Origin of the sequence: Flavobacterium maritimum, from assembly GCF_040049085.1 — a bacterium.
Lineage (GTDB): Bacteria > Bacteroidota > Bacteroidia > Flavobacteriales > Flavobacteriaceae > Flavobacterium > Flavobacterium maritimum.
This window is the reverse complement of the sequence record NZ_JBDLZY010000001.1, coordinates 674,649-701,609: the sequence shown is the minus strand read 5'-3', so window position 1 is coordinate 701,609 and position 26,961 is coordinate 674,649. Positions and strand designations below refer to the sequence as shown.

Annotated in this window: 23 protein-coding genes; 15 read left to right on the top strand and 8 right to left on the bottom strand. The window is 33.4% G+C overall.

Annotated elements, in window-relative coordinates; all coding sequences use genetic code 11:
- Nucleotides 1-138: 138 nt before the first annotated feature.
- From ABEB23_RS03120 to ABEB23_RS03080, 9 genes are all read left to right on the top strand, one after another.
- Complete coding sequence (locus ABEB23_RS03120; RefSeq protein WP_348810914.1) at nt 139-801, top strand: carbonic anhydrase; 663 nt, start codon at nt 139-141, stop codon at nt 799-801.
- A 96-nt stretch (nt 802-897) separates the two neighbouring features.
- Nucleotides 898-1,455, top strand: coding sequence for a sugar O-acetyltransferase (locus ABEB23_RS03115; protein WP_348810913.1), 558 nt, complete (start codon nt 898-900; stop codon nt 1,453-1,455).
- A gap of 12 nt (nt 1,456-1,467) precedes the next feature.
- On the top strand, nt 1,468-1,728 hold the full coding sequence (locus ABEB23_RS03110; protein ID WP_348810912.1) for a hypothetical protein: 261 nt from the start codon (nt 1,468-1,470) through the stop codon (nt 1,726-1,728).
- Between the two features lie 2 nt (nt 1,729-1,730).
- Complete coding sequence (gloA2, locus tag ABEB23_RS03105) at nt 1,731-2,120, top strand: SMU1112c/YaeR family gloxylase I-like metalloprotein (RefSeq protein WP_348810911.1); 390 nt, start codon at nt 1,731-1,733, stop codon at nt 2,118-2,120.
- Between the two features lie 185 nt (nt 2,121-2,305).
- Entirely contained in the window at nt 2,306-3,586 is a 1,281-nt protein-coding gene (locus tag ABEB23_RS03100) for a chloride channel protein (protein ID WP_348810910.1), read from the top strand.
- Nucleotides 3,587-3,592: 6 nt separating this feature from the next.
- On the top strand, nt 3,593-4,198 hold the full coding sequence (locus ABEB23_RS03095; RefSeq protein ID WP_348810909.1) for an HPP family protein: 606 nt from the start codon (nt 3,593-3,595) through the stop codon (nt 4,196-4,198).
- A gap of 217 nt (nt 4,199-4,415) precedes the next feature.
- Nucleotides 4,416-4,955 (top strand): IS1096 element passenger TnpR family protein, encoded by a 540-nt coding sequence (locus ABEB23_RS03090; RefSeq protein ID WP_348810908.1) that lies wholly within the window; start codon nt 4,416-4,418, stop codon nt 4,953-4,955.
- Nucleotides 4,956-5,061: 106 nt separating this feature from the next.
- Nucleotides 5,062-5,421: a four helix bundle protein gene (locus tag ABEB23_RS03085; protein WP_348810907.1), complete on the top strand. Its 360-nt coding sequence runs from the start codon at nt 5,062-5,064 to the stop codon at nt 5,419-5,421.
- Between the two features lie 43 nt (nt 5,422-5,464).
- On the top strand, nt 5,465-6,523 hold the full coding sequence (locus ABEB23_RS03080) for a nucleoid-associated protein (protein WP_348810906.1): 1,059 nt from the start codon (nt 5,465-5,467) through the stop codon (nt 6,521-6,523).
- Between the two features lie 93 nt (nt 6,524-6,616).
- Here ABEB23_RS03080 and ABEB23_RS03075 read toward each other — a convergent pair whose 3' ends face one another.
- Both ABEB23_RS03075 and ABEB23_RS03070 read right to left on the bottom strand, forming a co-directional pair.
- Nucleotides 6,617-8,101, bottom strand: a complete 1,485-nt coding sequence (locus ABEB23_RS03075) for a hypothetical protein (protein WP_348810905.1) — start codon at nt 8,099-8,101, stop codon at nt 6,617-6,619.
- On the bottom strand, nt 8,101-9,909 hold the full coding sequence (locus ABEB23_RS03070; RefSeq protein WP_348810904.1) for a DUF8225 domain-containing protein: 1,809 nt from the start codon (nt 9,907-9,909) through the stop codon (nt 8,101-8,103). The genes ABEB23_RS03075 and ABEB23_RS03070 overlap by 1 nt, the downstream gene beginning before the upstream one ends.
- 341 nt (nt 9,910-10,250) lie before the next feature.
- Here ABEB23_RS03070 and ABEB23_RS03065 point away from each other — a divergent pair, with 341 nt between their 5' ends.
- The gene (locus ABEB23_RS03065; protein WP_348810903.1) at nt 10,251-12,620 is read left to right on the top strand and encodes a GAF domain-containing protein; all 2,370 of its coding nucleotides are present in this window, start codon (nt 10,251-10,253) and stop codon (nt 12,618-12,620) included.
- A gap of 2 nt (nt 12,621-12,622) precedes the next feature.
- Here the strand turns inward: ABEB23_RS03065 and ABEB23_RS03060 are convergent, their stop codons facing one another.
- A complete protein-coding gene (locus ABEB23_RS03060; protein WP_348810902.1) occupies nt 12,623-13,801 on the bottom strand; it encodes a Pycsar system effector family protein in 1,179 nt (392 codons plus the stop codon).
- A gap of 25 nt (nt 13,802-13,826) precedes the next feature.
- Between ABEB23_RS03060 and ABEB23_RS03055 the strand changes: the two genes are divergently transcribed.
- Nucleotides 13,827-17,564, top strand: a complete 3,738-nt coding sequence (locus ABEB23_RS03055; RefSeq protein WP_348810901.1) for a metallophosphoesterase — start codon at nt 13,827-13,829, stop codon at nt 17,562-17,564.
- On the opposite strand, the gene ABEB23_RS03050 is transcribed toward ABEB23_RS03055, so the two are convergent.
- A complete protein-coding gene (locus ABEB23_RS03050; RefSeq protein ID WP_348810900.1) occupies nt 17,547-18,425 on the bottom strand; it encodes a hypothetical protein in 879 nt (292 codons plus the stop codon). The two genes, ABEB23_RS03055 and ABEB23_RS03050, sit on opposite strands and share 18 nt — an antisense overlap.
- An 83-nt stretch (nt 18,426-18,508) precedes the next feature.
- On the bottom strand, nt 18,509-19,573 hold the full coding sequence (locus ABEB23_RS03045) for a hypothetical protein (RefSeq protein WP_348810899.1): 1,065 nt from the start codon (nt 19,571-19,573) through the stop codon (nt 18,509-18,511).
- Between the two features lie 285 nt (nt 19,574-19,858).
- Between ABEB23_RS03045 and ABEB23_RS03040 the strand changes: the two genes are divergently transcribed.
- The 4 genes from ABEB23_RS03040 to ABEB23_RS03025 all read left to right on the top strand — a co-directional run bounded on the left by ABEB23_RS03040 (nt 19,859) and on the right by ABEB23_RS03025 (nt 24,066).
- Nucleotides 19,859-21,685 (top strand): PAS domain-containing sensor histidine kinase, encoded by a 1,827-nt coding sequence (locus tag ABEB23_RS03040; RefSeq protein ID WP_348810898.1) that lies wholly within the window; start codon nt 19,859-19,861, stop codon nt 21,683-21,685.
- The gene (locus tag ABEB23_RS03035) at nt 21,675-22,073 is read left to right on the top strand and encodes a response regulator (RefSeq protein WP_348810897.1); all 399 of its coding nucleotides are present in this window, start codon (nt 21,675-21,677) and stop codon (nt 22,071-22,073) included. Before ABEB23_RS03040 ends, ABEB23_RS03035 begins: the two co-directional genes overlap by 11 nt.
- A 134-nt stretch (nt 22,074-22,207) precedes the next feature.
- Nucleotides 22,208-22,735 carry a superoxide dismutase family protein gene (locus ABEB23_RS03030; RefSeq protein ID WP_348810896.1) on the top strand — a complete coding sequence of 176 codons (528 nt, stop codon included), beginning with the start codon at nt 22,208-22,210 and terminating at the stop codon, nt 22,733-22,735.
- A gap of 116 nt (nt 22,736-22,851) precedes the next feature.
- On the top strand, nt 22,852-24,066 hold the full coding sequence (locus ABEB23_RS03025) for an LETM1-related biofilm-associated protein (protein WP_348811129.1): 1,215 nt from the start codon (nt 22,852-22,854) through the stop codon (nt 24,064-24,066).
- Nucleotides 24,067-24,134: 68 nt separating this feature from the next.
- Here ABEB23_RS03025 and can read toward each other — a convergent pair whose 3' ends face one another.
- From can to ABEB23_RS03010, 3 genes are all read right to left on the bottom strand, one after another.
- The gene (can, locus tag ABEB23_RS03020; protein WP_348810895.1) at nt 24,135-24,770 is read right to left on the bottom strand and encodes a carbonate dehydratase; all 636 of its coding nucleotides are present in this window, start codon (nt 24,768-24,770) and stop codon (nt 24,135-24,137) included.
- 85 nt (nt 24,771-24,855) lie between these two features.
- Nucleotides 24,856-26,511 carry a SulP family inorganic anion transporter gene (locus tag ABEB23_RS03015; protein WP_348810894.1) on the bottom strand — a complete coding sequence of 552 codons (1,656 nt, stop codon included), beginning with the start codon at nt 26,509-26,511 and terminating at the stop codon, nt 24,856-24,858.
- Nucleotides 26,512-26,601: 90 nt separating this feature from the next.
- Complete coding sequence (locus tag ABEB23_RS03010) at nt 26,602-26,883, bottom strand: hypothetical protein (RefSeq protein WP_348810893.1); 282 nt, start codon at nt 26,881-26,883, stop codon at nt 26,602-26,604.
- Between the last annotated feature and the right edge of the window lie 78 nt (nt 26,884-26,961).

The window sequence follows — 26,961 nt, the reverse complement described above, 5'->3', positions numbered from 1 at the left end:
AAAAAACAACAGAAGTAACTCTTATTCAGACCACTTATAAATACACTTTTAGCATTGAAAAAGCACTAATTCTTGAACTGTAACGGGACCTTTTAGCATCTAAATTCTTAAATTTGGGAAACTAAAACTATAAAAAAATTGAAACCCTTTTACATTAGCTTTTTGCTTATTATACTTACTTTTTCAAGCTGTAAAGAACAAATTAATGAAGATCCCGCTACTGACCCTGTCGAAAAACTGACCAACGGAAACCAACGCTTTTTAGACAACAAACAAATTCACCCACATCAAAATAAGGAGGCCATTATCAATAATGAAAAAGGACAACATCCCTTTGCGATTGTAATCACCTGTTCCGATAGCAGGGTTAGTCCCGAAATTGTTTTTGACCAAGGTATTGGCGATTTATTTGTAGTTAGAAATGCAGGGAACCTAATCTCTGATTTGGATATGGGCAGTATTGAATATGCTGTTGAACACTTAAAAACCAAAGTAATAATTGTACTTGGCCATACTGAATGCGGGGCTATAAAAGCTTTTGTAGAAAACGCTTCAAGTGAAACCAAAATTAAAAGTCTAAAACACGATCATATAGAAGACATAATTAATACTCTGAAAGCCGAGGAAGAAGAAAAAAAGGTACCGGAACCTCGTAAAGATCATTTGCAAGAATGTATTGTTGCAAACATCAAGCATTCGACCAATTTAATTTTGAAAAACGAATTCCTGAACCAAAAAGAAATCCAAGTGATTCCTATGCTATATGATATTCACACGGGCAAAGCAGTAACGATTAAGTAATTACCTATCTTCTTCAAAAATAAATACTATTGTTTTCCAGAAAAAGAAAATGATATACTAATTTTACCTTAAAACCATTTTTCAAAATGAAATTTTATGAGTAAAACTGAAAAAGAAAAAATGATAGCCGGAGAATATTATCTTGCAGGAGATCCAGTTTTAGTAAAAGACAGACGAAAAGCTAAAAACCTGCTGCATCGGTTAAACGTTATTGAATATAGAATAACCAAAAAAGCACGAGAAATACTCAAAGAACTAATTCCTCATGCGGGCGCAAATCTTTATATTGAACCTCCTTTTTTTTGCGATTACGGATACAATATCAGTTGTGGCGAAAATGTTTATTTTAATGTCAACTGTGTTGTTTTAGACTGTGCGAAAGTAACTATTGGTTCTAATGTTTTTTTTGCACCAGGTGTTCAATTGTACACGGCAACCCATCCACTTGATGCAGAACTCAGAAAGACATTGGAAAATGCTTTACCCATAACTATCGGAGATGATTGCTGGATAGGTGGAAATTCCGTAATTTGTCCAGGCATTACCATCGGAAAAGGTTGTGTTATAGGTGCAGGTTCTGTAGTAACCAAAAACATTCCTGATAATTCATTGGCCGTTGGAAATCCGGCAAAAGTGATTCGAAAACTTAACTAATAAACTCTAAACATGGCACATCTTTTAGCAACACTCAGAAACACCCCTCTTGAAACAATAAAAAGGGTCTTAGAAGACGACAAAGCTTTTCATGAAACCCAGGGAATGTACCTAGAACATATTTGGCAAAATGTTGATGATTCAAATGAAGTGTTATTTCTTTTTAGAATTAATAGTATTGAGGATACCAAAGTTTTAATTGGTAAGCTACACGCTGCCGCCTTAGCACAAGATCCGAAAGTAAATCTTCCCATAATGACTTATTTAAAATAATTATGCTTTCCATAAACAAAGTACACCATATAGCCATCATTTGTTCCGATTATCAAAAATCGAAAACCTTCTACACAGAAATTTTAGGATTAACTGTCGTACAAGAAATTTTTAGAGAAGAACGACAATCCTACAAACTTGATTTGGCACTGAACGGAGACTATATCATCGAATTATTTTCGTTTCAAAATCCTCCAAAAAGAGTTTCCGGTCCAGAAGCTTGTGGTTTACGTCATTTGGCTTTTGAAGTGAATAACATTCAGGAAACAAGAGATTATTTCGTTCAAAAAAATATCTTCGCCGAGGAAATACGTATTGATGAACACACTAAAAAAGGCTTTTTCTTCATTGCTGATCCAGATGACTTGCCCGTCGAGTTTTATGAAAAATAGATTTTTTTTGTAGCTAAAAACAATGCCTAATTCATAAAAGAATCATAAAAAAACATCCTTATATTGATTTATTGCTTTAAAAACGATTTTGTTTCTCTAAATTTGTAATTCTCACACAAACAATTTTTTTAGAAATAAGCCCTTTTTTATTTTAGTATAAGAAAGATGGCTAAACGTTTTTTTAGATGAACAATACTAGTCGAATTAAAAAAAATTACTCTTTAATCAAATTTCAAAAATTAGTTATTGTTTCCATCTTAATTGGTTTCCTTTCAGCTTTTTTAGGCATTTCATTAAAAAAAACAACCGAATATTACGAGGAAACCTTCTTCCATAAAGCTTCATTAAATCCCGTTTTATTTATTGTATTTCCGTTTTTTGGACTATCAATTATTTATTTCCTTCGAGAATATCTATTTAGAAAAAAAGAAAACAAAGGAATCAAAGAAATTTTCGAAAGCACTAATTCCAAATCCAAGAACTTACCTAATTATAAAATCCCATCCCATTTCATAAACGGATTATTGACGGTTGCTTTTGGTGGATCTACCGGAATTGAAGTTTCAACCGTAGTCGCCTCGGCAACTATCGGCTCGGTGGCCCAAAGAAAACAAAACATATTTAGACAATACAAAACAGAACTGATCTGTGCGGGAGTTGCAGCGGGAGTTACCGCTTTATTCAGCAGTCCTGTTGCGGGAATTCTTTTTGCATTGGAAGTTATCTCCCGAAAAGTAACCCGTTCTTTTTTAATCAGCACTTTGATCGCAGTTACAATAGCTTCCGGCTTTATCTATTTATTAGATGAAAAACCTTTATTTACTGTTGCTATAACGACCTGGCACTTAAGGGCTGTTCCATATTTCATACTTTTAGGAATTTTAGCCGGTATGAATTCCGTTTATCTGACCCGTTGTGTATTATTTTTTAAATTCCAATTTTCAAAAATAAAAGTTCACTATTTCAAGATTCTTTTAGGTTCTCTTATCATTAGTATTTCCTTGTTAGCATTCCCTCAACTTTACGGAGAAGGGTATTTTGCCGTCAAAACCATATTTGGCCATTCAAATAATGAAACCATTACATTCTCATTAGCATTAACATTTATTGCCATTATTCTTTTAAAACCAATTGTAACCTCTGCAACACTAGCTTCCGGGGGTGATGGAGGTGTTTTTGCCCCTAGTCTTTTTATTGGTGCTTTTTTAGGTTTATTGGTGGCTCAGGTGTTGAATACTTATCTCGATGCTAATGTAATTCCCGTAAATTTTATGGTCATTGGAATGGCTGCTGTTTTGAGTGCCAGTATCCATGCACCTTTCACCGCAATTTTCTTAGTTTGCGGATTAACGAATGATTACACTTTGTTTTTCCCAATTTTGGTTGTTTGCCTCATCTCAAAATACACAGCAAAAATGATTTATCCATTTACGGTCTATACCTATTCTCCCAATTTATTAAAATAATAGTTTATGCCAATCGAAAAAATAAAAAAGAACTATCGTAAAACAAAGTACATTCTTTACAAAGAAACTTTAGTTGATGTAAAAGAGCATTTTTGGGCATTTATTGGCTCATTTGTAGGTATTGGATTAGTCGCTTACATGCAATCTAAATCATTATTACATTCAGATGTGGTCTTTTTGATCGGCTCTTTTGGTGCCTCCAGCGTATTGGTTTACGGCATCATCCAAAGTCCTTTTTCACAGCCTAGAAATTTGGTTGGCGGACATTTAATTTCAGCCATTGTCGGAGTTACCGTCGCTAAATTTGCACCCGATATTTTATGGCTAACTGCTCCGCTTGCGGTATCTGTATCCATTGTTTTGATGCAAATCACCAAAACATTACATCCGCCCGGAGGGGCCACCGCACTTATAGCAGTAATCGGTTCTCCAAAAATTAAAATGTTAGGCTATTGGTATGTTCTTTATCCTGTTTTAAGCGGTGTTCTCATTCTATTGATTACGGCTTTAATTTTCAATAATATGACCCGAAACAGATATTATCCAAATCATGAGAAGTATGTTCTTATCAGACAAAGACTGAAGAGTAAAATTAGAAAAAACAGATTCTAAATAGTTACAAATAAATCATCAGCAGCATTTAGTCTTTTTTGAATTAGAAAAGTACCATTTTATAATTTAATTTTGCTCCTCCCCAAAAAACAAGTGACAATCAAACACATACACACCAATCTGAATCACCTTTAAAAATCTTTTCAACAAATCAATAATCTAAAAAATTAAATCAAAATTAAATTTTACCTTTGAGCTTTCAATAAAAACAAAGATTATGGTTTATAAATTTAGAGTAATTCTAGACGCGGAAGAAGATGTTTTTAGAGACATTGCTATACTTGAAGACGATACTTTAGAAGACTTACACAATGCCATCTTTAATTCATTTGGATTTGACGGAATGGAAGTGGCTTCTTTCTATACTTGTGATGAAACTTGGAATCAGGAAGACGAAATTTCGCTTTTTGACACTGGTGATGTTCCTGGCGAACAAAGGATCATGAGTGATTATAAATTATCTGATATTTTGGATAAGGAAAACACCAAAATAATTTACGTTTACGATTTCATAAACATGTGGACTTTCCTTGTAGAGCTAGCTGCAATTGAAGAGCAAACTGCTGGAGGTATCTACCCTGAAACCTTATTTTCTCATGGCGAAATGCCTGATGAAGCGATCGAAAAAAACTTTGAAGCCGATATGCACGAAGATATTTATGGCGAATTCGAAGATGATCTGGACGAAGATGATCTCGATATGTTTGAAGGCGATGACAGCTTTGAAGATTATGGGTTTGAAGAAAATTGGAATTAGTTTTTTTTGAGAGACTAAGAATCTGAGTTACTAAGGTTCAAAAGATTTAAAACATTACAAAATTAAAGATTTTTCTTACTTTTATGAAAATTAAAAATCTTTAATTATGAGCAACTTTAGAAAGCTTTTAGTTTGGCAAAAAGCCATGTCATTAACAACAAAAATTTACGATCACACAAAAACATTTCCAAAGGAAGAAGTTTTTGGTTTAACATCACAGTTAAGACGATGTGCCATTTCAATTCCAAGTAATATAGCGGAAGGATTTGGAAGAGATAGTAAAAACGAACTCTTAAGATTCCTTAATATTTCCGTAGGCTCTTTATTTGAGCTTCAAACGCAATCAGAAATTGCAAAAAATATACACTATTTAAACGAAGAAGAATTTAACAACTTATATGAGGATAGTAGAGAAGTAGAAAGAATGTTGATTGCATTCATAAAAAAAATAAAAGAGCGCAATTAAAATCTTAGAAACTTAGAACTTAGAACCTCAAAACCTTAGATAAATGATCAACTTATTCAACACCCACATTGAAACTCTTTCCATACATCGCGTTGGAAATAAAAGTCGAAATGAAGCTATTTTCTTGTCAGAACAACCGTTTAATCTGAATGATGAAATTGTACCGCTTATAAAAGAGTTTTTTCTGAAACCTTTTAGAGAAAAAGAAGAAAACTACTTCCAGTTCGCACACGAAGTGGACTTGGATTATAATGATATGTTTAAATACGCTTCTCAGGTTTTTGAAAATCCTGATAGTTTGCATGATGTTTCCAAGCAAATCACGAAACATTTATTCGAGCAGTCTAACCATCCTCATATCAAGAATGGTGAAGTCTATGTTACTTATTTGACCAATGTGAATATCGATAATAATGTGGTGGATGCCATTGGAATTTTCAAAAGTGAAATCCAGGCCGACTTTTTACAATTTGAAGAAAAAGAAACGCATTTGGAAATGATTTTGCAACACGGCGTGAGCTTAAGCAAATTAGATAAAGGTTGTTTAATTTTTAATTTCAAAAAAGAAGAAGGATACAAAATCCTTACAGTAGACAGTAACCGTTATGATGCCAGATATTGGTTGGAACATTTCTTGTCTGTTGATGCTTTTGAAGATGAAAACTTTATTACCAAAAAGTATTTGAAATTCTGTCAAAACTTTGCAAAAGATGTTGTTTTCCCTGCCGAAGACAAAAAAGAAGAAGTGATGTTTATGAATCGTTCTGTAAATTATTTTGCCAAAAACGATCAGTTTGAAGAAACCAATTTCCTCAACGAAGTTTTGGACAACCCTGATTTGATTCCGGAATTCAAAAACTACAAAGTAGATAAAGGTGAAAAATACAGTATCGAAGATGTGACCTCATTCCCTATCGCGAATGCAGCCGTTTCTGATGCCAGAAAATCAATAAAAAACGTAATCAATCTGGATACTCACATCCAAATTAAAATGGATTTCATCAACCCGGAAAGTGCTGAGAAATTTGTTGAAAAGGGCTGGGATGAAGAAAAACAAATGTATTACTATTTGGTTTATTTCAACAAAGAAGAGAAATCGTAGTATATAGTAATCTGTATTCATAACAGTTTACAAAAAAATTTAAAAATCAATCCCCAATTACAATTTTAGTTGGGGATTGTTTATTTTAAAACATTAATCTTTCTTTAGTATTAAATAAGGCTTAATTCTTTCCATTTCTAAAGAACTAACTTTATTTGTTCTATTTATTTGCGGTTTTGCATTAGAAAAAATGAAACTGTACCCACTTGCCCAGTTACTGTTAGACACACTGGCAAATTTATGACAAGACATACAATAGTTATTTTGCGCATAGGTTTCCATTGTTACATTAGCCATATTAGTAGGTGTAATTCCTCCTTCGTTTAAAGGTATCAAACCGCCATTATTAGCATTATCTTCTATTGGATTTTGAGGCCATTGCACATTTACCAATTGGTAATACTGCCAAACAGAATTTGGATTACTTTGTCTTATCATATTTTGCACATATGAATTAAGACTCTGAATATCAGAATTAATTGCATTTGCAGCAATTCTTGTCACCTGAACAGGAGTTTTGATGTTAGCTGTTGCAGGATTTGGAGATTGATTTGGCATATCTTTACTGTCTTTATTGTAAAAACTATACTTTTTTAAGGGGTCTATTTGCCCTTCCGTCGGTGCATTGTCAACATGTTCAAAAGTCATCCAGACAAACTGGTGCGCCAAATTCGTTTTTCTGATGATATGCAAGCCAACAAGTGCCATATATTGCATGCTGTATTTCCCTAAAATAGGTTGCTTATTTTTATCAAATCCCAAAACTTCAGGAACCATGGCTTTAGATATTTTGTAAAAGGGCTTTATGGAATCTAAGTCGGTCGCATTGACCACTTTCCAAGCCGCTTTTAATTCCATTGCTCCTTGCTTTCCATAAGAACTAGGCCCTCCTGGTAACCAGATTCCTTTATTTACTGTAGCATAAGACAGTTGCTTTGTTGGATCGTAAAGTTGGTTCTGTGCAATAAAATTGTACTCATCTAAGTTTATCTTGACTTCATACCATACCAAATTTCCTTTCTGATCCGTAAGCCAAGAACCTTTTGCCTGAAAAAGTTCTTCAACAGAACTACCTGCTGCTTTAAGTATCTTTTTGTTTACAGTACCTAATGTATGACCTACTTTACTAAGATGGGACATTTTTTTTATGAAATTTGTCCTTTTAAAATTAACATCTGTCCAGGGAGTTGGACCGTGATCAGTGAATACTTCTTCCATACTCAAATAACTCTCCCAAACGGTCGGGCTAAAATCTCCTGGCTTACCATAATCTGCCGCTACGATCGTAGAATCAGGAATCCCTCTACTATTTGAGGCATTCCAGTTCAGAGCCAGAAAATTTGTCCAAGCAAAACAGTTAAGCGTAGTTTGTTGACTAAGATTACAAACCTCCTCCGGTAATTGGTAACTTACTACAGGAGGATCACAAAATGCTCCACAATTTGCTGAAGAACCTGTCGTTTTTTCTTGTTTGGCCAGTTTTTTATATTCGCTTTCTTTTTTAGTGCCTTTTTCACAAGAAAAAAGCACTACGAGTAACAATGAAGCTACCCATAGCACTAGTTTATGATTAATCATTATAAAATAGTTTTTAGATGTTGAATATTTTCATCTGAAAGTTTGACAGCAATAGGTATACTACTGTCTGCAACTGGGGCTAAGGTTCCTGCGGGAACTACCTCCAGTACGCCACGAATTGGAAATTGCGGATCATTAACATTATTAATTAGTGATAGTGGTTTCTCTCCCATTGGAACCGAAGAATCGACGGTAAGACTCACAACAAATAATTCTCCTGAATCTCCTAAATCCTGGTAAAAATTTACGGTTGTACTGATGCCTAGGCCAAAATTGAATTGTGTATTTTGATTGGCGCCGCTAGTTAAAATAGCAATATTACTGGTCACCGAGTTAACCTCCACTTGGGTTATGCATGAAGTGAGATTAGAAAGTGTGTTTAATTTATTATATAAACTAGCCGCTAATAATGGGTAATCCAAAAGGTATTGCACATTTGGCAGACCAGGGCTTAAATCGCTGACTGGGGGGTAAACTTGTTTTTGTTGCCCTGAACTTGGAGCAATCCCGGTACCGGCAAGTTGTACTTTAAATGTATCTGCGATTTGAGAACCCCATTTAATAGGAACATTACTTATTTGAATATCACTTAAAGTAAAATTCGCATCTTCAGGAACTGAAAATCTGGAGTGCAAAATCATGTTGTTTGGATAATAATCTTCTCCTGTAGTAGTTGAAAGTCCTCTCACAATGGAATAACAATCATGAATCGTTTTATTGGCATTAGGCGGCATTGAAAACATTGAAAAATCTGGCAACTGTCCGTAAAGTGCGATTGGATTCGTAAGTGTCACCTGAACATTGTTTTTTTGTACCAGCATATTAACTGACTGCCCAATCCTAGGATCACTGTTTCTATGAATTTGCCCATACTGTGCTGCACAAATAAGCGCATTAGGATCTGTTAATATTTGTCCGTTTACTTCTCTTAGAATTGTAGCCGCTGCTCCAAGATATATTTCAGCCCCAAGCGAATTGGGCGGACTTGTCAAATGCACAGCACCACCAACAGTTGGAGTAGAAACTGTTCCACTATTCCATTTATTGATAGGATTATAGGCATAATTTCCCGTTTCACGGACGAAGACGGGCTGATGTGAAGCGTCATACAAATAAAGATCTTCAAGTTGCACATTAGTATGACCTAAAATTTCCTGATAAAGAGACAAAACTAAATTTGGATCTATTCTCCACAAATGAAACCAGTATTCGGGATTTTCATGGGTGAAATCAACAGTAGTTATATTACCATTGGCGTCACGGGTAATTGACCATTCCGTATATTCGTCTTGCCATCCTCGTGGTCCAAAAGGGCCGAAGGATCTTGTTACGGGTGATTGCGGATTACAACCATTTTGAGGAACAAGCAAAACTATCCCATATTTTTGTGTAAAAGCTGTTGGTCCAATATCGGCAAGTTCATGCAACTTATCTGTTGCGTCAGGTCCAAATTTTTGATTAAAAAGTGGTCCAAAATAAAAATTAACCCTATTAGGAAAAGCAGTCCACTGAATTGGAACCGTATTATCCGCTGATGGACTATATAATGGATTATTAACTGGATTGTAATACCATGCTCTTGGGTGATCATACGTACTCGACCACGGATTTCCCATCTGGGAATTTTGAGTACAATAAGTCACATAATTACTCCATGCTGTCAAAAATTGGTCTTTCAAAGTTGTTGGTTGGTTTTTAAAATCCAAATCCCCCTGAAAAGCAGGTGTGTCAAATCTAGTCATTGATTGATTTAAATCAATTGAATTATCCTTTTCATTAAGGATTTTCTCAAAAATTTCATTTTTCATGATCATTTTTTTTAGTAGTTATTAGTTTATTTTTTTGAATATTTTAAAATTATATTCGGTCTAAAAATGGACATTTGGGAATCTCATTTTAAGAACTATAAATTAACAAAAACAAGACTGTATGAAATTGCGTACTAATACCTGTTTTAAAGAAAAGGTATTTTTACTTTAAATACTTCCATCAAACAAAATCTTACTCGGTAATTTTACTATTAAGTTCAGGCGATTTTGAAAATTAAAAAATTGCTGTTGCATGAAAACTGTGTATGAAATAAAAACAGAAAACCAATCGCTGAAATTATGTTTATTTGTAAATTTGGTAGTTCCTAAAGAAAAACAAAATGAATCATAATTTTTTCAAAGAAAGCCCATTCAAAACCTTGATTTCGTTTCATAAACTCATCGAAACCTTAGAAGAGATTGCTGAAACTAATGTGGGTTTTCGATCAAATTATGCCAAAGCCTTGCTAAAAGAAATTGAACCGTTTCCTGAATTCAGGACAGGTATCGATGATTTGAATTTGATTCTAAAAAACGAAACCTTAATCAACCATTTACTGGCCGATCTGTTTCCAACCGCATTGACAAACAACGAAATCAAAGCAGTGGCTATACCTTTCCAGAATTTCACCTTTAATTATACCGAACGATTCAAAAAAATAGTCAAGGAAGCAGGTATCGCCTTTGATATGTCTATCAAAAATTTTGATGAGCATCAATTCTACATCATGAGCTGCACCTTGATTTTGAATGACTTTTATGGACAAAAAATTGAATTCAACTCCCCCTTATTCTACGATATACCAAATGCAAAAGGTATAATGAATCAATACCGCATCTTATACAATGCTGATTTCATTGAAATTATTCCAACTGAAAAAGCACCCGAACTAACAGCTGATGATATCGATTTGTTAATGGATAATTATGACAATATCGATTTATGGAAAGAAAAGTTTCCTGTTGAAAGTTGGATTTTAAAGGGTTTTGTTATCGCCATTCTTTATGATGCCACCACAGAAAGTTCTATTTCTAAATTGAAAAGCAATCTTTTGAAACCTAAAGAAGAACAAATATCCTTACATGAAAATTTTGAATCTATTTTTCGTTCTATTTTTAAAATAGCCGATTTAAGAGTCGGTGTTATCGTTTATAATGCTGAAGAAGATAAATTTATAAAACCTACCTTTAATGATGCTAGTTTAAGCAGTTATATTCTTCCTAATGAAGAAGAAGCAAATTGCAAAAATGAGCTTTTGGGCTGTACTTTCGAAAATCTATTGGAAAACAAAAAAGTAATTACCATTTCTAATGTTGAAAAATTCACTTTGCTTCCCGGAAATGAAAAGATGGGTAAGCATTTATTAAAACAAAATATTCACAGTTGTATTTTTGCTCCAATCGTAAAAGACAATACTCTTTTGGGAGTTGTAGAGTTGGTTTCGTCCAATCCCAGAGAACTCAATAGCATCAATGCCTGTAAACTGGATTTGATTTTACCTTATTTAGTAGATACCGTAGAACGCTATAATACTGATATGCAGCATCAGATTGAGGCAATTATTCAAAGGGAATACACAGCGATTCATCCAAGCGTCTATTGGAAATTCCGAAAAGAAGCACTAAAATATTTCCAAACCTATAGTCAAAATAAAGACTACATCTTTAAAGAAATTGCCTTCAAGGAAGTCTATCCTTTGTATGGGCAGATTGACATCAAAGGGTCATCCGTGCATCGAAATGAAACTGTAAAAGAGGATTTAAAAAATCAATTGGCAACTCTTATAGAAATCTTCGAAAATCAAAATTCAGTCACCAATCTTCTTTTATTGGAACAAAGAAAATTTGAATTACAATCTTTATACAAACAATTAGACGCTCCATTGAAAGCGGACACGGAACAGCAAATTCAAATTTATATTGAAAAAGAAATTCATCCTATTTTAAGAAACACCAAAATGGATTCTGCTACAGAGTCATTAGAGCATAAATATTTTGAAAGTCTGGATGAAAAATCTGGAATGTTTTATCAATCCAGAAAGAAATTTGATAATGCTATGTCTATCATCAATAAAAAATTAGCCTCTGTACTTGATAAAAAACAGACTGAAGCACAAAATATTTTCCCACATTATTATGAACGATTCAAAACTGACGGCGTGGAGCATAATCTTTATATTGGCGCGTCCATCACTCCAACCAGAGATTTTGACATCATGTATCTTCATAATTTAAGATTATGGCAATTGCAAACCTTGTGCGAAATGGAATTAGAACACCATCAACTCAAAGCCTCTTTGCCATATGAACTCGATGTCACTTCATTAATATTGGTATTTAGTTCCCCTATTTCAATCCGTTTTAGAATGGACGAAAAACGTTTTGATGTTGACGGTACTTATAATGCCCGCTATGAAGTGGTAAAAAGGCGTATTGATAAAGCCAACATAAAAGGAAGCAAGGAAAGAATCACGGAAAAAGAAAAAATCACAATTGTCTATTCTCACAATAATGAAGAAACTGAATATCTGAATTACATCAAATTTCTGCAATTCAAAAAAGTTTTGGCCCCGACTATCGAGCAATTTGAAGTTGAAGAACTGCAAGGAGTTTCAGGTCTTAGAGCCATTAGGGTAAAAATAATCAATGAAAACAAAGAACAAAACCATAAAAATTATTCCTATCAAGATTTACTGGACGAATTAAATTAGACCTAAACCATTCTAAAAGCGATTACAAAAGCGATTACAGACATTATTATTCCAATCATAAATAAATTATAGGCAATTCGTAAAAGTCGGTATTTTTTCTCGAGAACTATTCCCAGAAAATACAAATCTTTAACCATCGAATTATAAAGATACGTTTTGTCTTTCATCATTTCATTCATAGCCCATTGGTACTCATCCAAAGGCATTTTGTAGAAATTCCCAAAGAAAAGCAAATTCACTTTTTTATCTTCGATATCTTGTCTGGAAAAAACGCCTTTGGTAACTTTTGGACGTGTCGAAAGTATGGCAAAAATGATGGTTATTACACTGGAAAGCAACATTATAAAAGTGGGAATCATAAGATGTGAGTTTCTCGGACTATCCAATTTTGGAATTAAAGTAGAAAGTGCAATCGAAATAATAATCGCATTTACTGAAAGTAAAATATTGGCTTTACTGTCGGCAATACCGCTTAAACTGGTGTGATTATTTAACGTTACCCTAAATAAAGTATCTATGGCTCTATCCGGTTTGTCTTCTTTTTTTGCTTTTTTAGTTTCTTTTTCTAAATCCTTATCTGCTTTCAATTCCATTTCTTTTATTTTTTCCTGAAGATATTTTATATTTTTTTTCTTTAATGGTTCCCAATTTTTTAAAGCATAGTCCGTGTAAAAACGATGTCGGTGCGTCAAAAAATCTAGATTTTCCTTAACCCAATCACTATCAGTAAAGCATTTTTTCTCTACTTGTTGCCATTCGGTGCGCAAAGCACCGCAAGTTAACACATAGGCATCACTGGAAAGATGTATAAAATCAGCATCTTTTATGATTTTTTCAAAAAGGGTTTTCGGCTCATAATTATAGGTTGTTGCTTTTATTAAACTGGCAACTTTCTCCATAAAATCTTCTGATTTTCCTTTTTCTTTCAAAAAACGATTAGCGATTACAACACTTGCCTCTTCATGATTTGTGCAACCACTTATGTATCCCGTATCATGAAACCATGCTGCAACCAGCAACATTTCTTTATCAGAAGCATTTAGATTTTCACTGGCCGCCAGTTTTTCAACTGCGGTAACAACATCATGGGTGTGATTAAAATTATGATAGGTATATGAATCAGAAAGTTTATCTTTGAGTAATTTACTAACAAAATCTTCGGCCTGCTCTATAAGATTCATAAACAAATTTTTATACTACTAAATTATGAAATTGTTTCCGGATAATTGTTTTATTAATTCGAATAAAATAGCTGCTTTATTGCTTTTAAATGTGCTTGTTTTCCAATCATGTGCAACACATCAGGCACAATTTGGAAAAAACATCAACAATCCGATATCACAAAACGCAAGCGATACTACAAAAATTGCCCATACCTTTTATTTAATTGGGGACGCCGGAAATGCAGAAGAGCAAAACGCGCAACAAATCCTTGGATTATTGGAAGACCAATTAAAAAAAGCGGATGAAAACACAACTCTTTTATTTCTTGGCGATAATATTTACCCTAAAGGTTTCCCTGACACCAGTAACCGCAATGAACAAGCCTTAGCAGAAACCAAACTGACCAACCAGCTAAAATTATCAAAAGACTTCAAAGGAAAAACCATCTTTATTCCGGGGAATCATGACTGGTACAGCGGTATTAAAGGCTTAGAACGACAAGCTAAATTTGTAACCGATTTTCTTCAAGACAAAAAATCGTTTTTACCCAGAAAGGGTTGTGCTATTGACGATTTAAAAATAAATGATAACCTAACTCTTATTACTATTGACAGTCAGTGGTTTTTGGAAGACTGGGATAAAAATCCAACCATAAATGATAACTGTGATATCAAAACGAGAGAAGCATTTTTGGATGAATTAGAAAGTATCCTCAATAAAAATCAGGATAAAACAGTTATTTTGGCCATGCACCATCCAATAATGAGTAATGGAACGCATGGTGGCCAATTTGCATTTGAAAAAGAACTGTATCCTTTGGAGGAAAAAATTCCACTTCCTATCATTGGTTCTTTGATTAATCTAATCCGAAAAACATCTGGAATAAGCCCACAAGACATTCAAAACAAACAATATACTTTTTTTGCAAAACGGCTAAAAACATTACTGCAAAGTCAGGATAATGTCATTGTAGTTTCCGGTCACGACCATAATTTACAATACATTCAAAAAGACAACATCAAGCAAATCATCAGTGGATCCGGATCAAAATCAGAAGCCGCAAAAGCAGTTTTCCCTAATGATTTTTCTTATGGAGAAAATGGTTTTGCTGCATTATCTGTTTATGAAAATGGAGGAGTAAAAATTGCTTTTTATGGCAATGAAAACAATTCAGCCAAATTACTTTTTGACCAGGCAGTATTCGTTGCGAAGGACAATTACAGCACAGCTGATTTTCCGAAATCATTTGATAAAACGAAAACCACAGCTATTTATTCAGAAACACAAACTCAAAAAACAGGGTTTCACCGATTTCTTTTTGGAAAACATTATAGAAAATATTACAGTTTACCAATAGAAGTGCCAATAACAACTATTGATACTCTTTTTGGTGGACTGAAGCCGAAACGTGCCGGTGGTGGACATCAATCTCGATCGCTGCAACTCATTGATAAAGACGGAAAAGAATATGTAATGCGTGCCTTAGAAAAAAGTGCCACTCGTTTTTTGCAAGCGGTTGCTTTCAAAGATCAATTTGTCGAAAATGACTTTGAAGATACCTATGCAGAAAATTTCCTATTTGATTTTTATACCACTGCTCATCCTTACACACCATTTGCCGTTGGAAATTTAGCCGATAAAATTGGGGTTGCACACACAAATCCTGAATTGTATTATATTCCAAAACACAAAGCTTTAAAAGGATTCAATACCGATTTTGGAGATGAATTGTATATGGTGGAAGAACGACCGACCGACAGTCAAATCAATGTAAAAAGTTTTGCCCAACCTACCGCTATTATTGGCACCGACGATTTATTAAAGAATCTTCACAAAGATGAAAAGTATTCCGTCGATGAAAATGCCTATATCAGAGCCCGATTATTTGACATGCTTATTGGCGATTGGGACAGACATGAGGATCAGTGGCGTTGGGGTGAATATAAAGTTGGTGCTAAAATAGTGTACAAACCAATTCCCCGCGACAGAGATCAGGCATTCTCAAAATTTGACGGCACATTATTGTCTCTTTTGATGAATATGCCTGCCCTGCGACACATGCAAACTTTCGACGAGGAAATTAAAAACGTAAAATGGCTCAATCGTGAACCTTACCCTTTAGATCTTGCTTTTCTAAAAACTGCTTCTGAAGATGAATGGTTAGCACAAGCAAAATACATACAGGAAAACCTTTCGGATACTGATATAGACAATGCGTTTCTTAATTTACCAAAAGAAATTCAAGATGAAACAATCGAAAGCATCAAATATAAATTGAAAGCCCGAAAAACCCAATTGCAGCGCTATGCCTTTGAATATTATAACGTATTACAAAAAACAGTTCTGATTGTTGGTACCGATAAAAAAGATAAATTCATAATCCACCATAAAGCAAAAAACCAACTCACTATTGACGTCTATCGTTTAAAAAAGGAAGGGGACGAATTATTATATGCAAAAGATTTTACGGCTGAGAAAACCAAAAATATTTGGATTTACGGTTTGGATGATGAAGATGTTTTTGAGGTGAAAGGAAAATCAAAATCATCAATAAATATTCGATTAATTGGAGGACAAAACAACGATTCCTATATCGTGGAAAACGGAGAAAGAACCACAATTTTTGATTTTAAGTCAAAAGAAAACACCTATATATTAGATTCTAAGGCCAAAACGGTCCTGACAGACGAATATGAAACCAATCTTTATGATTATACGAAACCCAAATACAATGCTTTTGCTGGCTTACCTTTTGGTGGTTACAATCCGGATGACGGTGTAAAACTGGGTTTTATTGCTAATTATACCGTCAATAATTTTAAGCAAAATCCGTATACACAAAAGCACATCTTAAAAGCAAATTACTTTTTTGCAACAAACGGATATGAACTTACCTATAATGCTCTTTTTCCAAAAGCTCTAGGCAAATGGGACTTTGATTGGGAAGCCCGTTTTACGAGTCCTAACTTTACTATTAATTATTTTGGTCCGGGTAATGAAACCGTAAACAATGACGAAATTTATGGAATGGATTACAATCGGGTGCGTATTCGAATGCTGAAACTTATGCCGTCCATTAAAAAAGTAGGCTTGTATGGCAGTAGCTTCCATATACAAACAACCTTTGAAAAAATTAGAGTCGAAAATACAGTCGATCGATTTATAAGTACTCCCGGAGTTGTAAATCCAGCTGTTTTTGAAAACCAACAATTTGCTGGAGCAATAGTGAAATACAGTTTTGAGAATTACGATATCCCGGCATTACCAACTATGGGAATGGGGTTTTCAATAGCGGGAAGTTGGAAAATGAACCTCGATGACACCAAAAGAAATTTTCCGGAATTAGAAAGCAAACTTAATTTCAACCATAAAATCGATGCGAATGGCAAAGTAGTTTTGGCTACCATTTTGAAATCAAAAATACTGTTCAATGACAATTACGAATTTTATCAGGGAGCGACTTTAGGCGGTGATTATGATTTGAGAGGATTTAGAAACGAACGTTTTTTAGGGAAACAATCTTTTTATCAAAGTAGTGATCTCCGTTGGAATATAGGAAAAATCAAAAAAAGTATTATCCCTATGTCTTACGGCATTTTAGGAGGATTTGATTACGGCCGGGTTTGGGAAAAAGATGAAGATTCAAGCAAATGGCATCAATCCTTCGGTGGCGGATTATGGCTCAACGGACTCAATGTGATAACAGCCCGAATCACCTGTTTTAAAAGCATGGAAGAGGAAAAAGCCAGAATTTCTTTTGGTTTAGGGTTTGGATTTTAGTTTTTCAATACTAACATTATACACATTCCCTCCTATTTTTTTAGTTCTTTCATCGGCGATAATCAAAAGGTCATTATCTTTAAAACAAACCGCTTCCTTTTGTGAAAAATGATTCAAATTGAGATTGGTTCTTTTTCCTTTCAGAAAATTATCTCCTTGAAAAGCATCAAATTCAACAACTTTATCATGACAAAGAATAACCACTTTGGAGCCATCCGGACTTATGGCAGCACTCGTAATGGCGCAGTGATTGTAATTATCGCAGGTCTGGAATTCCCCAACTAACTGTGCTTGATGAAAACCTCCGGAATTGGGAACTTTATATAAAAAGGCGGTTCCATCAAATCCTTTACTTCTGTTTTTGGTAAACAAATAAAAATTATTTCTGAATTCAAAAAAGCCTTCAACATCGTAGAATAATTCGGACTTCGAAGGAGGAAACTCTTTTTGTTCCGGATAAGCAAATGAAATTTTATAGGCAGGCAAAGCACTTTCCTTGTCTAAGGAATTCTTATCTATTTTATAAATACACAAATCTTTTCTGGTATTATCATTGTTGCCAAAATCACCAATATACAAATTACCTTCTTTGTCTTTTGTGATATCTTCCCAATCGATGTTTTCTGTATTTTCGATGGTTACCGTTTTTTCGATTGTGCCATTTTCAAAATTCAATCCATAGATGGCATTCTCATTACCGCTGTCTTCCAGTGTCCAAAGCAAATTATTTTCTTGCAGATAAATGATTCCCGAAGTTTCTTTTAACTTTTTAGGCAAAGAGTAAAGCGTATTCAATGAATCGGATTTTTGTTGACAGGCCAATAAAATAAATACGGCCAACAATGAAATATAGTTTCTCATATAATGATAAAATAAAGCGTGTAATTTTTTTAGTAAAAACAGATTCTTTGACAGCTAAAAACTAATTTTCAACCTATTAAAATCTACATTTTATTATCGAATACATTCGTGTTTTTGAAATTTCTGGTAATAAACTCAAAGGCAGCACTCATGATATGTCCCATAGATTTTGCTCTTTTAAAATTCAAATCATTCGTATAACGATAGAGTTCCAATTTCAATTGCTCTAAATGTTCATCAGTAGAAATAACATCATTACCCATGATTTTCATCAATCGTTTAATCCTACTTTCTGCCGAAATGATTCTTTTGGCAAGTACCGATCTTTCTTCATCTTTATACTGTTCAATGGAACTGTTTTGAAGTTTTTCTTTCACCAATTTTACCATTGGATAATTTTCTTTAAAAAACTGTGGTCGGTATACTTTAAAATTGCCCTCATAACATTGTTGATCAAAATCGATGGCCCGAATTCGATACACTACCTGATCAAAATCATGAATAGGAACAATTACATAATTATAGGCCCGCATATCCCCTAATAAGCGAATCATGCTTCTCTCATTAAACTTTACAAATTCCTTTGCTATTTGTGCTTTTTCGGTTTCGCTACAATCTTTCAAAAATTCCTTTATAAACACATCCCCTGCAATTCCCATAATATGTTCTTCGATCAGCGTATCTTCATACACCAAAAAATTTATTTTATCGGGGGAAAGAATATGCTCTAATTCTAATCCGTAAACTCTTGAAGCATCTGCTTTTTTGACATAAAAATGCGTGTAATTATCATTCAGAATATTTCTAACTTTTATTCTAAAAGGCTTTGAATTTCCGAAAGTACAGTAGTCAATTGAATCTACATTTAAAAATTTTATAATTCCAAGATTACCATCAGAATGCAGCAAGGAATATATTTTTTTTAAAGTCAAATCAATCTCTTCTCTTTCAAATTCATTATAATATACCCGAATCCATAATGTATCCTGCTCATTTTTATCATAAACATTGATAGAACCCGAAAAGCGCAACAAATCATCATAAGAAATAGGAACTTTTGAAATACGGTCATATCGTTCCAAATAATCTAAAAGAAAATGATTAATTGGATAGGTAGGTTTCTTGAAAACCATTAAAGGCTCACTCATTAGGCTAATATTTAATGCAAATTTACATTAAATAATAACTGGATTATTCCCTTTTTTCAAACTACTTAATGCTTTTAACAACAATTTACACTATCTGCGAAACATTCTTGGAGTCAATGGAACCACATCTTAGATAGCTCAATTTTGAAATGCAAAATTCCTGACAATAAAATACATCCGCTGTAAAACGAAACAAATACATTTTTAATAATAAAAAAATTTAAATGAGACATTTTTCCTATTTTTGGCTAGCCCAAATCTTTTAAATTTCTTTTAAAACCTACTATGATTAATCATCTTGAATTGTATTTCAAAGCCGCTCAATCAGCAAAAATTGGAATATGGGAAATAAACTTAGTTAACCATGTCCTTTATTGGGATACGGTGACAAAATATATTCATGAAGTTTCCGATGATTATATTCCTACTATAGAAAATTCCTTTACCTTTTATTCAGAAAACGAAAGAACCAGAGTCAAAAACACGCTCAATAAAGCCATAAATGAAGGAACTGTCTTTAATGAAAAGTTTCAAATCATTACGGCTAAAAATAATATAAAATATATCGAAAGTATCTGTCAGGTAGAATTAAAAGACGGAAAAACGTATCGGGTATTTGGTACCATTCAAGACATTACCAATGAACAAAATTTAATCAATGAGCTCCAACTAAATGTTGAAAAATTTTCTTCCATTTTTTCGGGTGCCAATGATGCTATTTTCATTATTGACTCTTCGAGTGGATGTATCACAGATTGTAATTCAATATCTTCAAAACTGACCGGTTATTCTCATTCAGAACTGATTGGCATGAACAAATTCGACTTATTTCCGGATGACCACAAAGATAAATTTAAATCTTTTCTGAATAAGGATGTGACAAATGACAATTATATAGCTGATGAAATTGTCATAAAAACTAAATTCGGTACCAAAGTCCCTGTAGAAATTGCTCATGGAAAAGAAATTCAGGTTAGTAATCAAACTTTTTTAGTCTGTTTTTTCAGAGATATTTCTGTTCGAAAAAATGCTGAAGAAAAAATGAATATGCTATCACTTGCGGCTTCCGAAACAACTGATACCATAATAATAGCAAATTCAGATTGCAAGGCTGTTTGGGCAAACAACGCTTATCTTGAACTCACAGGTTTGAGTTTGAATGAAATATTAGGAGAAAAACCCGGCTATTTATCGAAAGGGCCGGATACAAATCAGGATACAACTGATAAAATGCGTAAAGCCATTCAAAATAAAGAAAGTATCAAAGTTACCATTTTGAATTACAAAAAGAACAAGGAAAAATATTGGTTTGAACTGAATATCACTCCCATATTCGACAATCAAAATAATTTAATCAATTTTGTGGGTGTAGGTCGGGATATCACCATTAAAAAAGAAAAAGAATTACAGCTAAAAAAGCTATTGGATGTAACCAGTGATCAGAACAAAAAGCTTCTTAATTTTTCTCATATCGTTTCTCATAACATACGGTCACATGCCAGCAATTTATCAATGGTTCTAGACCTAATGGAGCAAACTGTCGACCCCGATGAAAAAATATCATATATCAGTTTGTTTAAAGAAGGAACTGAAAAACTTTCAGAAACGATAGAATATCTGAACGAGATCATCACAATTCAGAAAAATACAAATATTACAAAAACAAGGATTCGTTTGAAAGATGAAATCGAAAAAACGAAAAGAGCGCTGAGTTTAGTTATAAGAGAAAGTCAAATAAAGATTGTTCATTCTATACCAGACGATTTTACCGTACTTGCCATTCCTGCTTATTTAGATAGTATTCTGTTGAATTTATTTACTAATGCAATAAAATACAAATCCCCTGAACGACAAGCCGTTTTGGAAATTGATCATGAAACAGATGGAAACTATACTTTTATAAACTTCAAAGACAATGGTTTAGGAATTGATTTAGAGAAAAACGGACATAAAATTTTTGGAATGTATAAAACATTTCACGGAAATGAAGATGCTAAGGGAATTGGATTATTTATTACAAAAAATCAACTGAAGGCCATGGGCGGAAAAATTGATGTAGAAAGTAAGGTAGGCCGTGGCTCTACTTTTAAAGTCTTTTTAAATGAGAAATAAAATCGTTTATTTAATTGATGACGATAAATTATCAGTAAAATTAGTTAGTCTGCTTATTGCAAAAAATGAATCCTGTGAAGAAATTCATCCTTTTTTTAATGCTCGGTCTGCATTAGACGAACTGCAAAAAAATTGTGACAACAATTCAAAACTTCCTGATATAATTTTATTGGACCTGAATATGCCTGTAATGGATGGTTGGCAATTTTTGGATGAATTTGTTTTATTACCCATTAAAAAAGAAATTAATATTTTTATTGTCACATCATCTATTGATCCTGTTGATATAGAAATGGCAAAAATTTACAACACACTCAAAGGATATATCATGAAACCAATTACGTCAGAAAAATTAAAATTCATGGCCAGAAAAGAAAAAATCGAATAAAACAGTACTCATTTAAATGGCAACAGCATCTTCCATCAGACACAAAAATTCGTGTGTTTTGAGCTGTCAAACTATTAAATCTATTGATTGTCTTTTTAAAAAATTTAACTAACTTTATGCAAAAATCAAACGCTATGAAAAAAATACTTTTGTCCTTTGCGGTTATTGCAGCCGTTATCATCGGATGTAAAACAACTAATAAATCAAATGATTCAAAAAAATTAGATCTTGTTTTTGAACCAAAAAGCAACAGTACCGTTTCAGGAACTGCATCTTTTGAAGAAAAAAAGGGAAAAGTGGTTTTCACTGCTAAAATCTCTGGACTAAAACCGGGTATTCATGCTATCCATATTCACGAGAAATCAGATTGCTCTGCCCCTGATGGAACTTCTGCTGGAGGACATTGGAACCCAACTTTCAAAAACCACGGAAAATGGGGAGTTGGTGATTATCATAAAGGAGATATCGGAAATTTCACAGCTGATGAAAATGGAAACGGAACGATCACTTTAACTACTGACGAATGGTGTATTGGTTGCGGAGATCAAACAAAAGACATTCTTGGTAAAGGACTAATCGTACATCAAGGTGCTGATGATTTCACAACACAACCTACAGGAAATGCTGGTGCAAGAGTTGCCTGTTCAGCCATAATTAAGTAAATTTACTTTCAACTATAGAAAAAACGTCTAGCTTTTTGAACTAGACGTTTTTTTTTAATTTTAATTTAATATCAAAGCCATAAAAAAACATAGCTTTGTACTTTCAAATCAAAGCAATGATTAACCCGTCGACACCTGGTTGGATAGATAAATTTTTTTATAAACAAAGAATTTCAGAACAAACTGCTTCTGAAACAAATGACTCTTTTTATAATAAAGTAAGGGATACAGGCTTTATCTATGGACATATTATTTCATTTGAAACCCCAACAGAAATTCATTCAAAAGGTTGGTTTAAAGAAGAAATTTCCAAAGTAGCTTTATTAAATACCCTCTTTGGTGTTTTTGTTTTGACCAAAAAAGATAATGATTCTGAACATTTTATTTCCGAAGCTGTTCATTTTTATAATGAAATGAATCCACAGGGTTTTAACTTGTTCAAAAAAATACTGCCTAAAAATAACGCTTCCCTAGCATTAGAAAAAATAATTGACGAACGTGTCCAAACCAATGACAGTATCATCAGTAAAAACTTTTCACATTTGGTAACCAATGCGTTATTGTTTATGGATGTTATTGCTTTTCGTCAATATTTAATACATGGAGCTATTCCGGATAAGTATCTCAAAAAGTTAGAAGAAACTATTGTCAATATCGTGACATTAGCTCTAAAAATAAAGTCTAACAAAACCCAATATGATGATTTATTAATCAAACTTTTCGAAGCCTCCATACGATACAGTAAATTTTCAAAAAACTCAGTTCAATCCCAAAGTTTTGGGATAGAAAGTCTCCAATTGGACTATTTCACTAATGATCTGGAAAAAAAATATTTGATAGACATCGCCGGAATGGCCTTGTGGAGTGATGGTGTAATTGAGAATAATGAAGCCTATTTTTTACATCAATTAGCCGAAACACTAGGTATTACGGATGATTTTGTAGACCAAAGCATTCAAAGCACGAATGATTTTATTACAAAATACAAAAAAGAAATTCCTTATTTCAATTATTCAAATCCCGTTAAACATTTTTACGATCAAACTACTCAAAGCGTAGTGACGTTAATTTCGAGAAATAAAAACAGGTTAGTAAAAGAAATTGTTCAAAGTAAAGAGTTAATGCTCCTACTCGCCTATTCTACCAGAAGGGATTTAGATGAGAAAGAAAAGAAAAAAGTAAAGAAACAATTGTTGGATATCTGCAAAACGATTCCCTCACTGACCATATTTTTGCTGCCGGGCGGAAGTTTATTGCTACCTATATTGATTAAGTTTATACCTACTCTTCTTCCATCGGCATTTAATGAAAATCTTGAAAACGAGGATTAAACTTTTAATTTAAGAAATAAAAAAAACTGCCCGAAAGCAGTTTTTTTATTTTGTGAAATTTTACTTTTTTAAAATTTCAATTGATATACATCATCTAAATCACTGTTTGAACTGATATTGACATCCAAATCAGTTACAAATCCAGAATTTAATCCATATGCCCATCCGTGAAGAGTTAATTCTTGTCCATTTTTCCAAGCGGACTGAACTATTGAAGTCTTAGCCAAATCAAAAACCTGTTCTTTAACATTGATTTCCACAAAAGCATTGAAACGATCATTTTCATTTTCTATGGAATCCAAATAGGTTTGGTGCAGACGATACACATCTTTAATATGACGAATCCAGTTGTCGATAATCCCAATAGAATCATTTCCCATGGCAGCTTTTACACCTCCACAACCATAATGCCCGCAAACAAGTACGTGTTTCACCTTTAGAACGTTTACAGCATAATCCAGAACGCTTAGCATGTTCATATCTGAATGTACCACCATGTTAGCAATGTTTCTATGAACAAAAACTTCTCCTGGTTTAGCTCCAACAATTTCATTTGCAGGAACCCTGCTATCTGAACAACCAATCCATAATAAAGGTGGGGTTTGTCCTTTGGCTAAATCTTGAAAAAAATTGGGATCTTTCTCTAAAGATGTTTCAACCCATTTTTTGTTATTATCTAATATTTTTTTATAAAAATCGCTCATCTTAATTATTTTTTAACTTATGAAATTTTAATTTTAATTGTAAAGTAACTGATTTAAAATGTTTAAATATAATCTGTGGTATTTTTTATTCGGGGAAAACTTCACGTTTTGTTTCTTTTTTAACCATTACCCTTTTTGCAAAGTCATAATGATGTTCAATAGTAACATGATTTTGTGTTTCAACAGTGTTTTCTAATTCATAGGCCTTTTTAAAGCCCTTAAGTTTTATCTTTATATTCTGATCTTTAGCTCTTGTCGCTTTAAACTCGCGTATTAAATCCAAAATATCGTGTGCAATATAAACGGTGTCTGCAGCATTAATAATCACTCTAGAATTCTCAGGTATATCATTTAAGGTAGACTTAATTGCTGCTTTATTCAAGAAAGAAACTTCTTGTGCCAAATCAATATGAATCACATCTCCATCTTCATACTCTTCTTTTCTAAAGCTATATGCTCTTTTAAGATTCCCTCTCAGTACAAAAATAACACTGATAACAATTCCCAAAGCCACACCTTTTAATAAATCAGTGAATACAACCGCCAATAAAGTAGCAATAAAAGGAATGAATTGGTATTTTCCATTTTCCCAAAAATGCTTAAATGTAGCTGGTTTTGCCAATTTATAACCCACTAAGATTAAAATTGCAGCTAATGTTGCCAACGGTATTTTATTCAATATTAATGGAATAGTCAAAACACTCACCAATAACAAAACACCGTGAATAATAGCTGACATTTTAGATTTAGCACCTGCATTATTATTCGCTGAAGAACGAACTACAACTGAGGTCATTGGCAAACCACCTAAAAGTGAACTGACAATGTTTCCAATTCCCTGTGCCTTCAATTCCATATTCGTGTCTGTATAACGTTTATGAACGTCCATTCTATCAGAGGCTTCAATACATAACAAAGTCTCAATTGAGGCTACAATCGCAATCGTTAAACCGACAACCCAAACTTGAGGATTGGTTATACCAGAAAAATTTGGAGTCACAATAATTTGTTTGAATTCTTCTAATGTTGTTGGAACTGGTAAAGAAACCAAATGCTCCTTCATTATAGCCAATGAACTTCCGCTAGCTACAAAAATTTCATTCAAAATAACTCCCACAACAACGGCCACCAATGCACCAGGAATCAACTTTAATTTTTTCAAAAAAGGGACCTTATCCCAAGCAATCAAAATAATTACAGAAACAGCACTAATAATTATTGCTCCCAGTTGTACATAATCAAAAATACCCAACAAGGCAGTAAATGTATTACCCCCATCTGTCTGTGTAAAAGACTGATCACCCTCAAAATCACTATCATAACCAAAAGCGTGAGGCAGTTGTTTCAAGATAATTATAATTCCAATACCAGCCAACATTCCTTCAATAACGTTAGTTGGGAAATAATTGGAAATACTTCCCGCTTTTACAAATCCCAAAACCAATTGAATTAAACCTGCTATAAAAACTGCTGTTAAGAACACATCAAATGCTCCCAAATCAGTAATTGCCGTCAAAATAATTGCTGTTAAACCAGCTGCAGGACCCGAAACACTTATATGAGATTTACTCAAATATCCCACTACAATTCCACCAACAACCCCTGAAATAATCCCCGAGAACAGAGGGGCACCAGATGCCATTGCAATCCCTAAACACAAGGGTAGCGCCACCAAAAAAACCACTAAACCAGACGCAAAATCAGATTTAAGGTTAGCAAAAAGATTTATTTTTTTTGTCATAATACCGTACTAAAAATTGAACACATAGATTTTGTTCACATTGAGAAATGTGAAAAACTTAACTTCAAATTATTTGAAATTAATCTAGTATTAAACTTCGTCGGGTGGAGGTATAAATATAGAAGCCGCTATGTTATCGTGTTTTAATAAATTATCCGATAAAATAGTTTTTTTAGAAAATGCAACCGGACAAGCTATTTCACTTGTAGTATCAAAGTGTAAAAAAGCTTTGAATTGTTTGTGCACATTTTCTTCTTCGGCAACACTGTAAAATATAGAAGTATCGGCATTTTTCTCAATAACACAAACTATTGTCGGTGCCAAAAGAAAAATCATGAAAATAATTAAAAATATTTTTGCCGTAAATTTCATAAGGCCAAAAGTAGAATTTAGTTTATTAAAAATCGAGGCTTTCTTTTAATTTTAAAAAAAAATTAACATTCAAGGAAA

Coding starts and splice junctions, on each gene's coding strand:
- ABEB23_RS03115 (WP_348810913.1), top strand. CDS start 898: ATGAGTAAAACTGAAAAAGAAAAAATGATAGCCGGAGAATATTATCTT.
- ABEB23_RS03110 (WP_348810912.1), top strand. CDS start 1,468: ATGGCACATCTTTTAGCAACACTCAGAAACACCCCTCTTGAAACAATA.
- gloA2 (WP_348810911.1), top strand. CDS start 1,731: ATGCTTTCCATAAACAAAGTACACCATATAGCCATCATTTGTTCCGAT.
- ABEB23_RS03100 (WP_348810910.1), top strand. CDS start 2,306: ATGAACAATACTAGTCGAATTAAAAAAAATTACTCTTTAATCAAATTT.
- ABEB23_RS03095 (WP_348810909.1), top strand. CDS start 3,593: ATGCCAATCGAAAAAATAAAAAAGAACTATCGTAAAACAAAGTACATT.
- ABEB23_RS03090 (WP_348810908.1), top strand. CDS start 4,416: ATGGTTTATAAATTTAGAGTAATTCTAGACGCGGAAGAAGATGTTTTT.
- ABEB23_RS03085 (WP_348810907.1), top strand. CDS start 5,062: ATGAGCAACTTTAGAAAGCTTTTAGTTTGGCAAAAAGCCATGTCATTA.
- ABEB23_RS03080 (WP_348810906.1), top strand. CDS start 5,465: ATGATCAACTTATTCAACACCCACATTGAAACTCTTTCCATACATCGC.
- ABEB23_RS03075 (WP_348810905.1), bottom strand. CDS start 8,101: ATGATTAATCATAAACTAGTGCTATGGGTAGCTTCATTGTTACTCGTA.
- ABEB23_RS03070 (WP_348810904.1), bottom strand. CDS start 9,909: ATGAAAAATGAAATTTTTGAGAAAATCCTTAATGAAAAGGATAATTCA.
- ABEB23_RS03065 (WP_348810903.1), top strand. CDS start 10,251: ATGAATCATAATTTTTTCAAAGAAAGCCCATTCAAAACCTTGATTTCG.
- ABEB23_RS03060 (WP_348810902.1), bottom strand. CDS start 13,801: ATGAATCTTATAGAGCAGGCCGAAGATTTTGTTAGTAAATTACTCAAA.
- ABEB23_RS03055 (WP_348810901.1), top strand. CDS start 13,827: ATGAAATTGTTTCCGGATAATTGTTTTATTAATTCGAATAAAATAGCT.
- ABEB23_RS03050 (WP_348810900.1), bottom strand. CDS start 18,425: ATGAGAAACTATATTTCATTGTTGGCCGTATTTATTTTATTGGCCTGT.
- ABEB23_RS03045 (WP_348810899.1), bottom strand. CDS start 19,573: ATGAGTGAGCCTTTAATGGTTTTCAAGAAACCTACCTATCCAATTAAT.
- ABEB23_RS03040 (WP_348810898.1), top strand. CDS start 19,859: ATGATTAATCATCTTGAATTGTATTTCAAAGCCGCTCAATCAGCAAAA.
- ABEB23_RS03035 (WP_348810897.1), top strand. CDS start 21,675: ATGAGAAATAAAATCGTTTATTTAATTGATGACGATAAATTATCAGTA.
- ABEB23_RS03030 (WP_348810896.1), top strand. CDS start 22,208: ATGAAAAAAATACTTTTGTCCTTTGCGGTTATTGCAGCCGTTATCATC.
- ABEB23_RS03025 (WP_348811129.1), top strand. CDS start 22,852: ATGATTAACCCGTCGACACCTGGTTGGATAGATAAATTTTTTTATAAA.
- can (WP_348810895.1), bottom strand. CDS start 24,770: ATGAGCGATTTTTATAAAAAAATATTAGATAATAACAAAAAATGGGTT.
- ABEB23_RS03015 (WP_348810894.1), bottom strand. CDS start 26,511: ATGACAAAAAAAATAAATCTTTTTGCTAACCTTAAATCTGATTTTGCG.
- ABEB23_RS03010 (WP_348810893.1), bottom strand. CDS start 26,883: ATGAAATTTACGGCAAAAATATTTTTAATTATTTTCATGATTTTTCTT.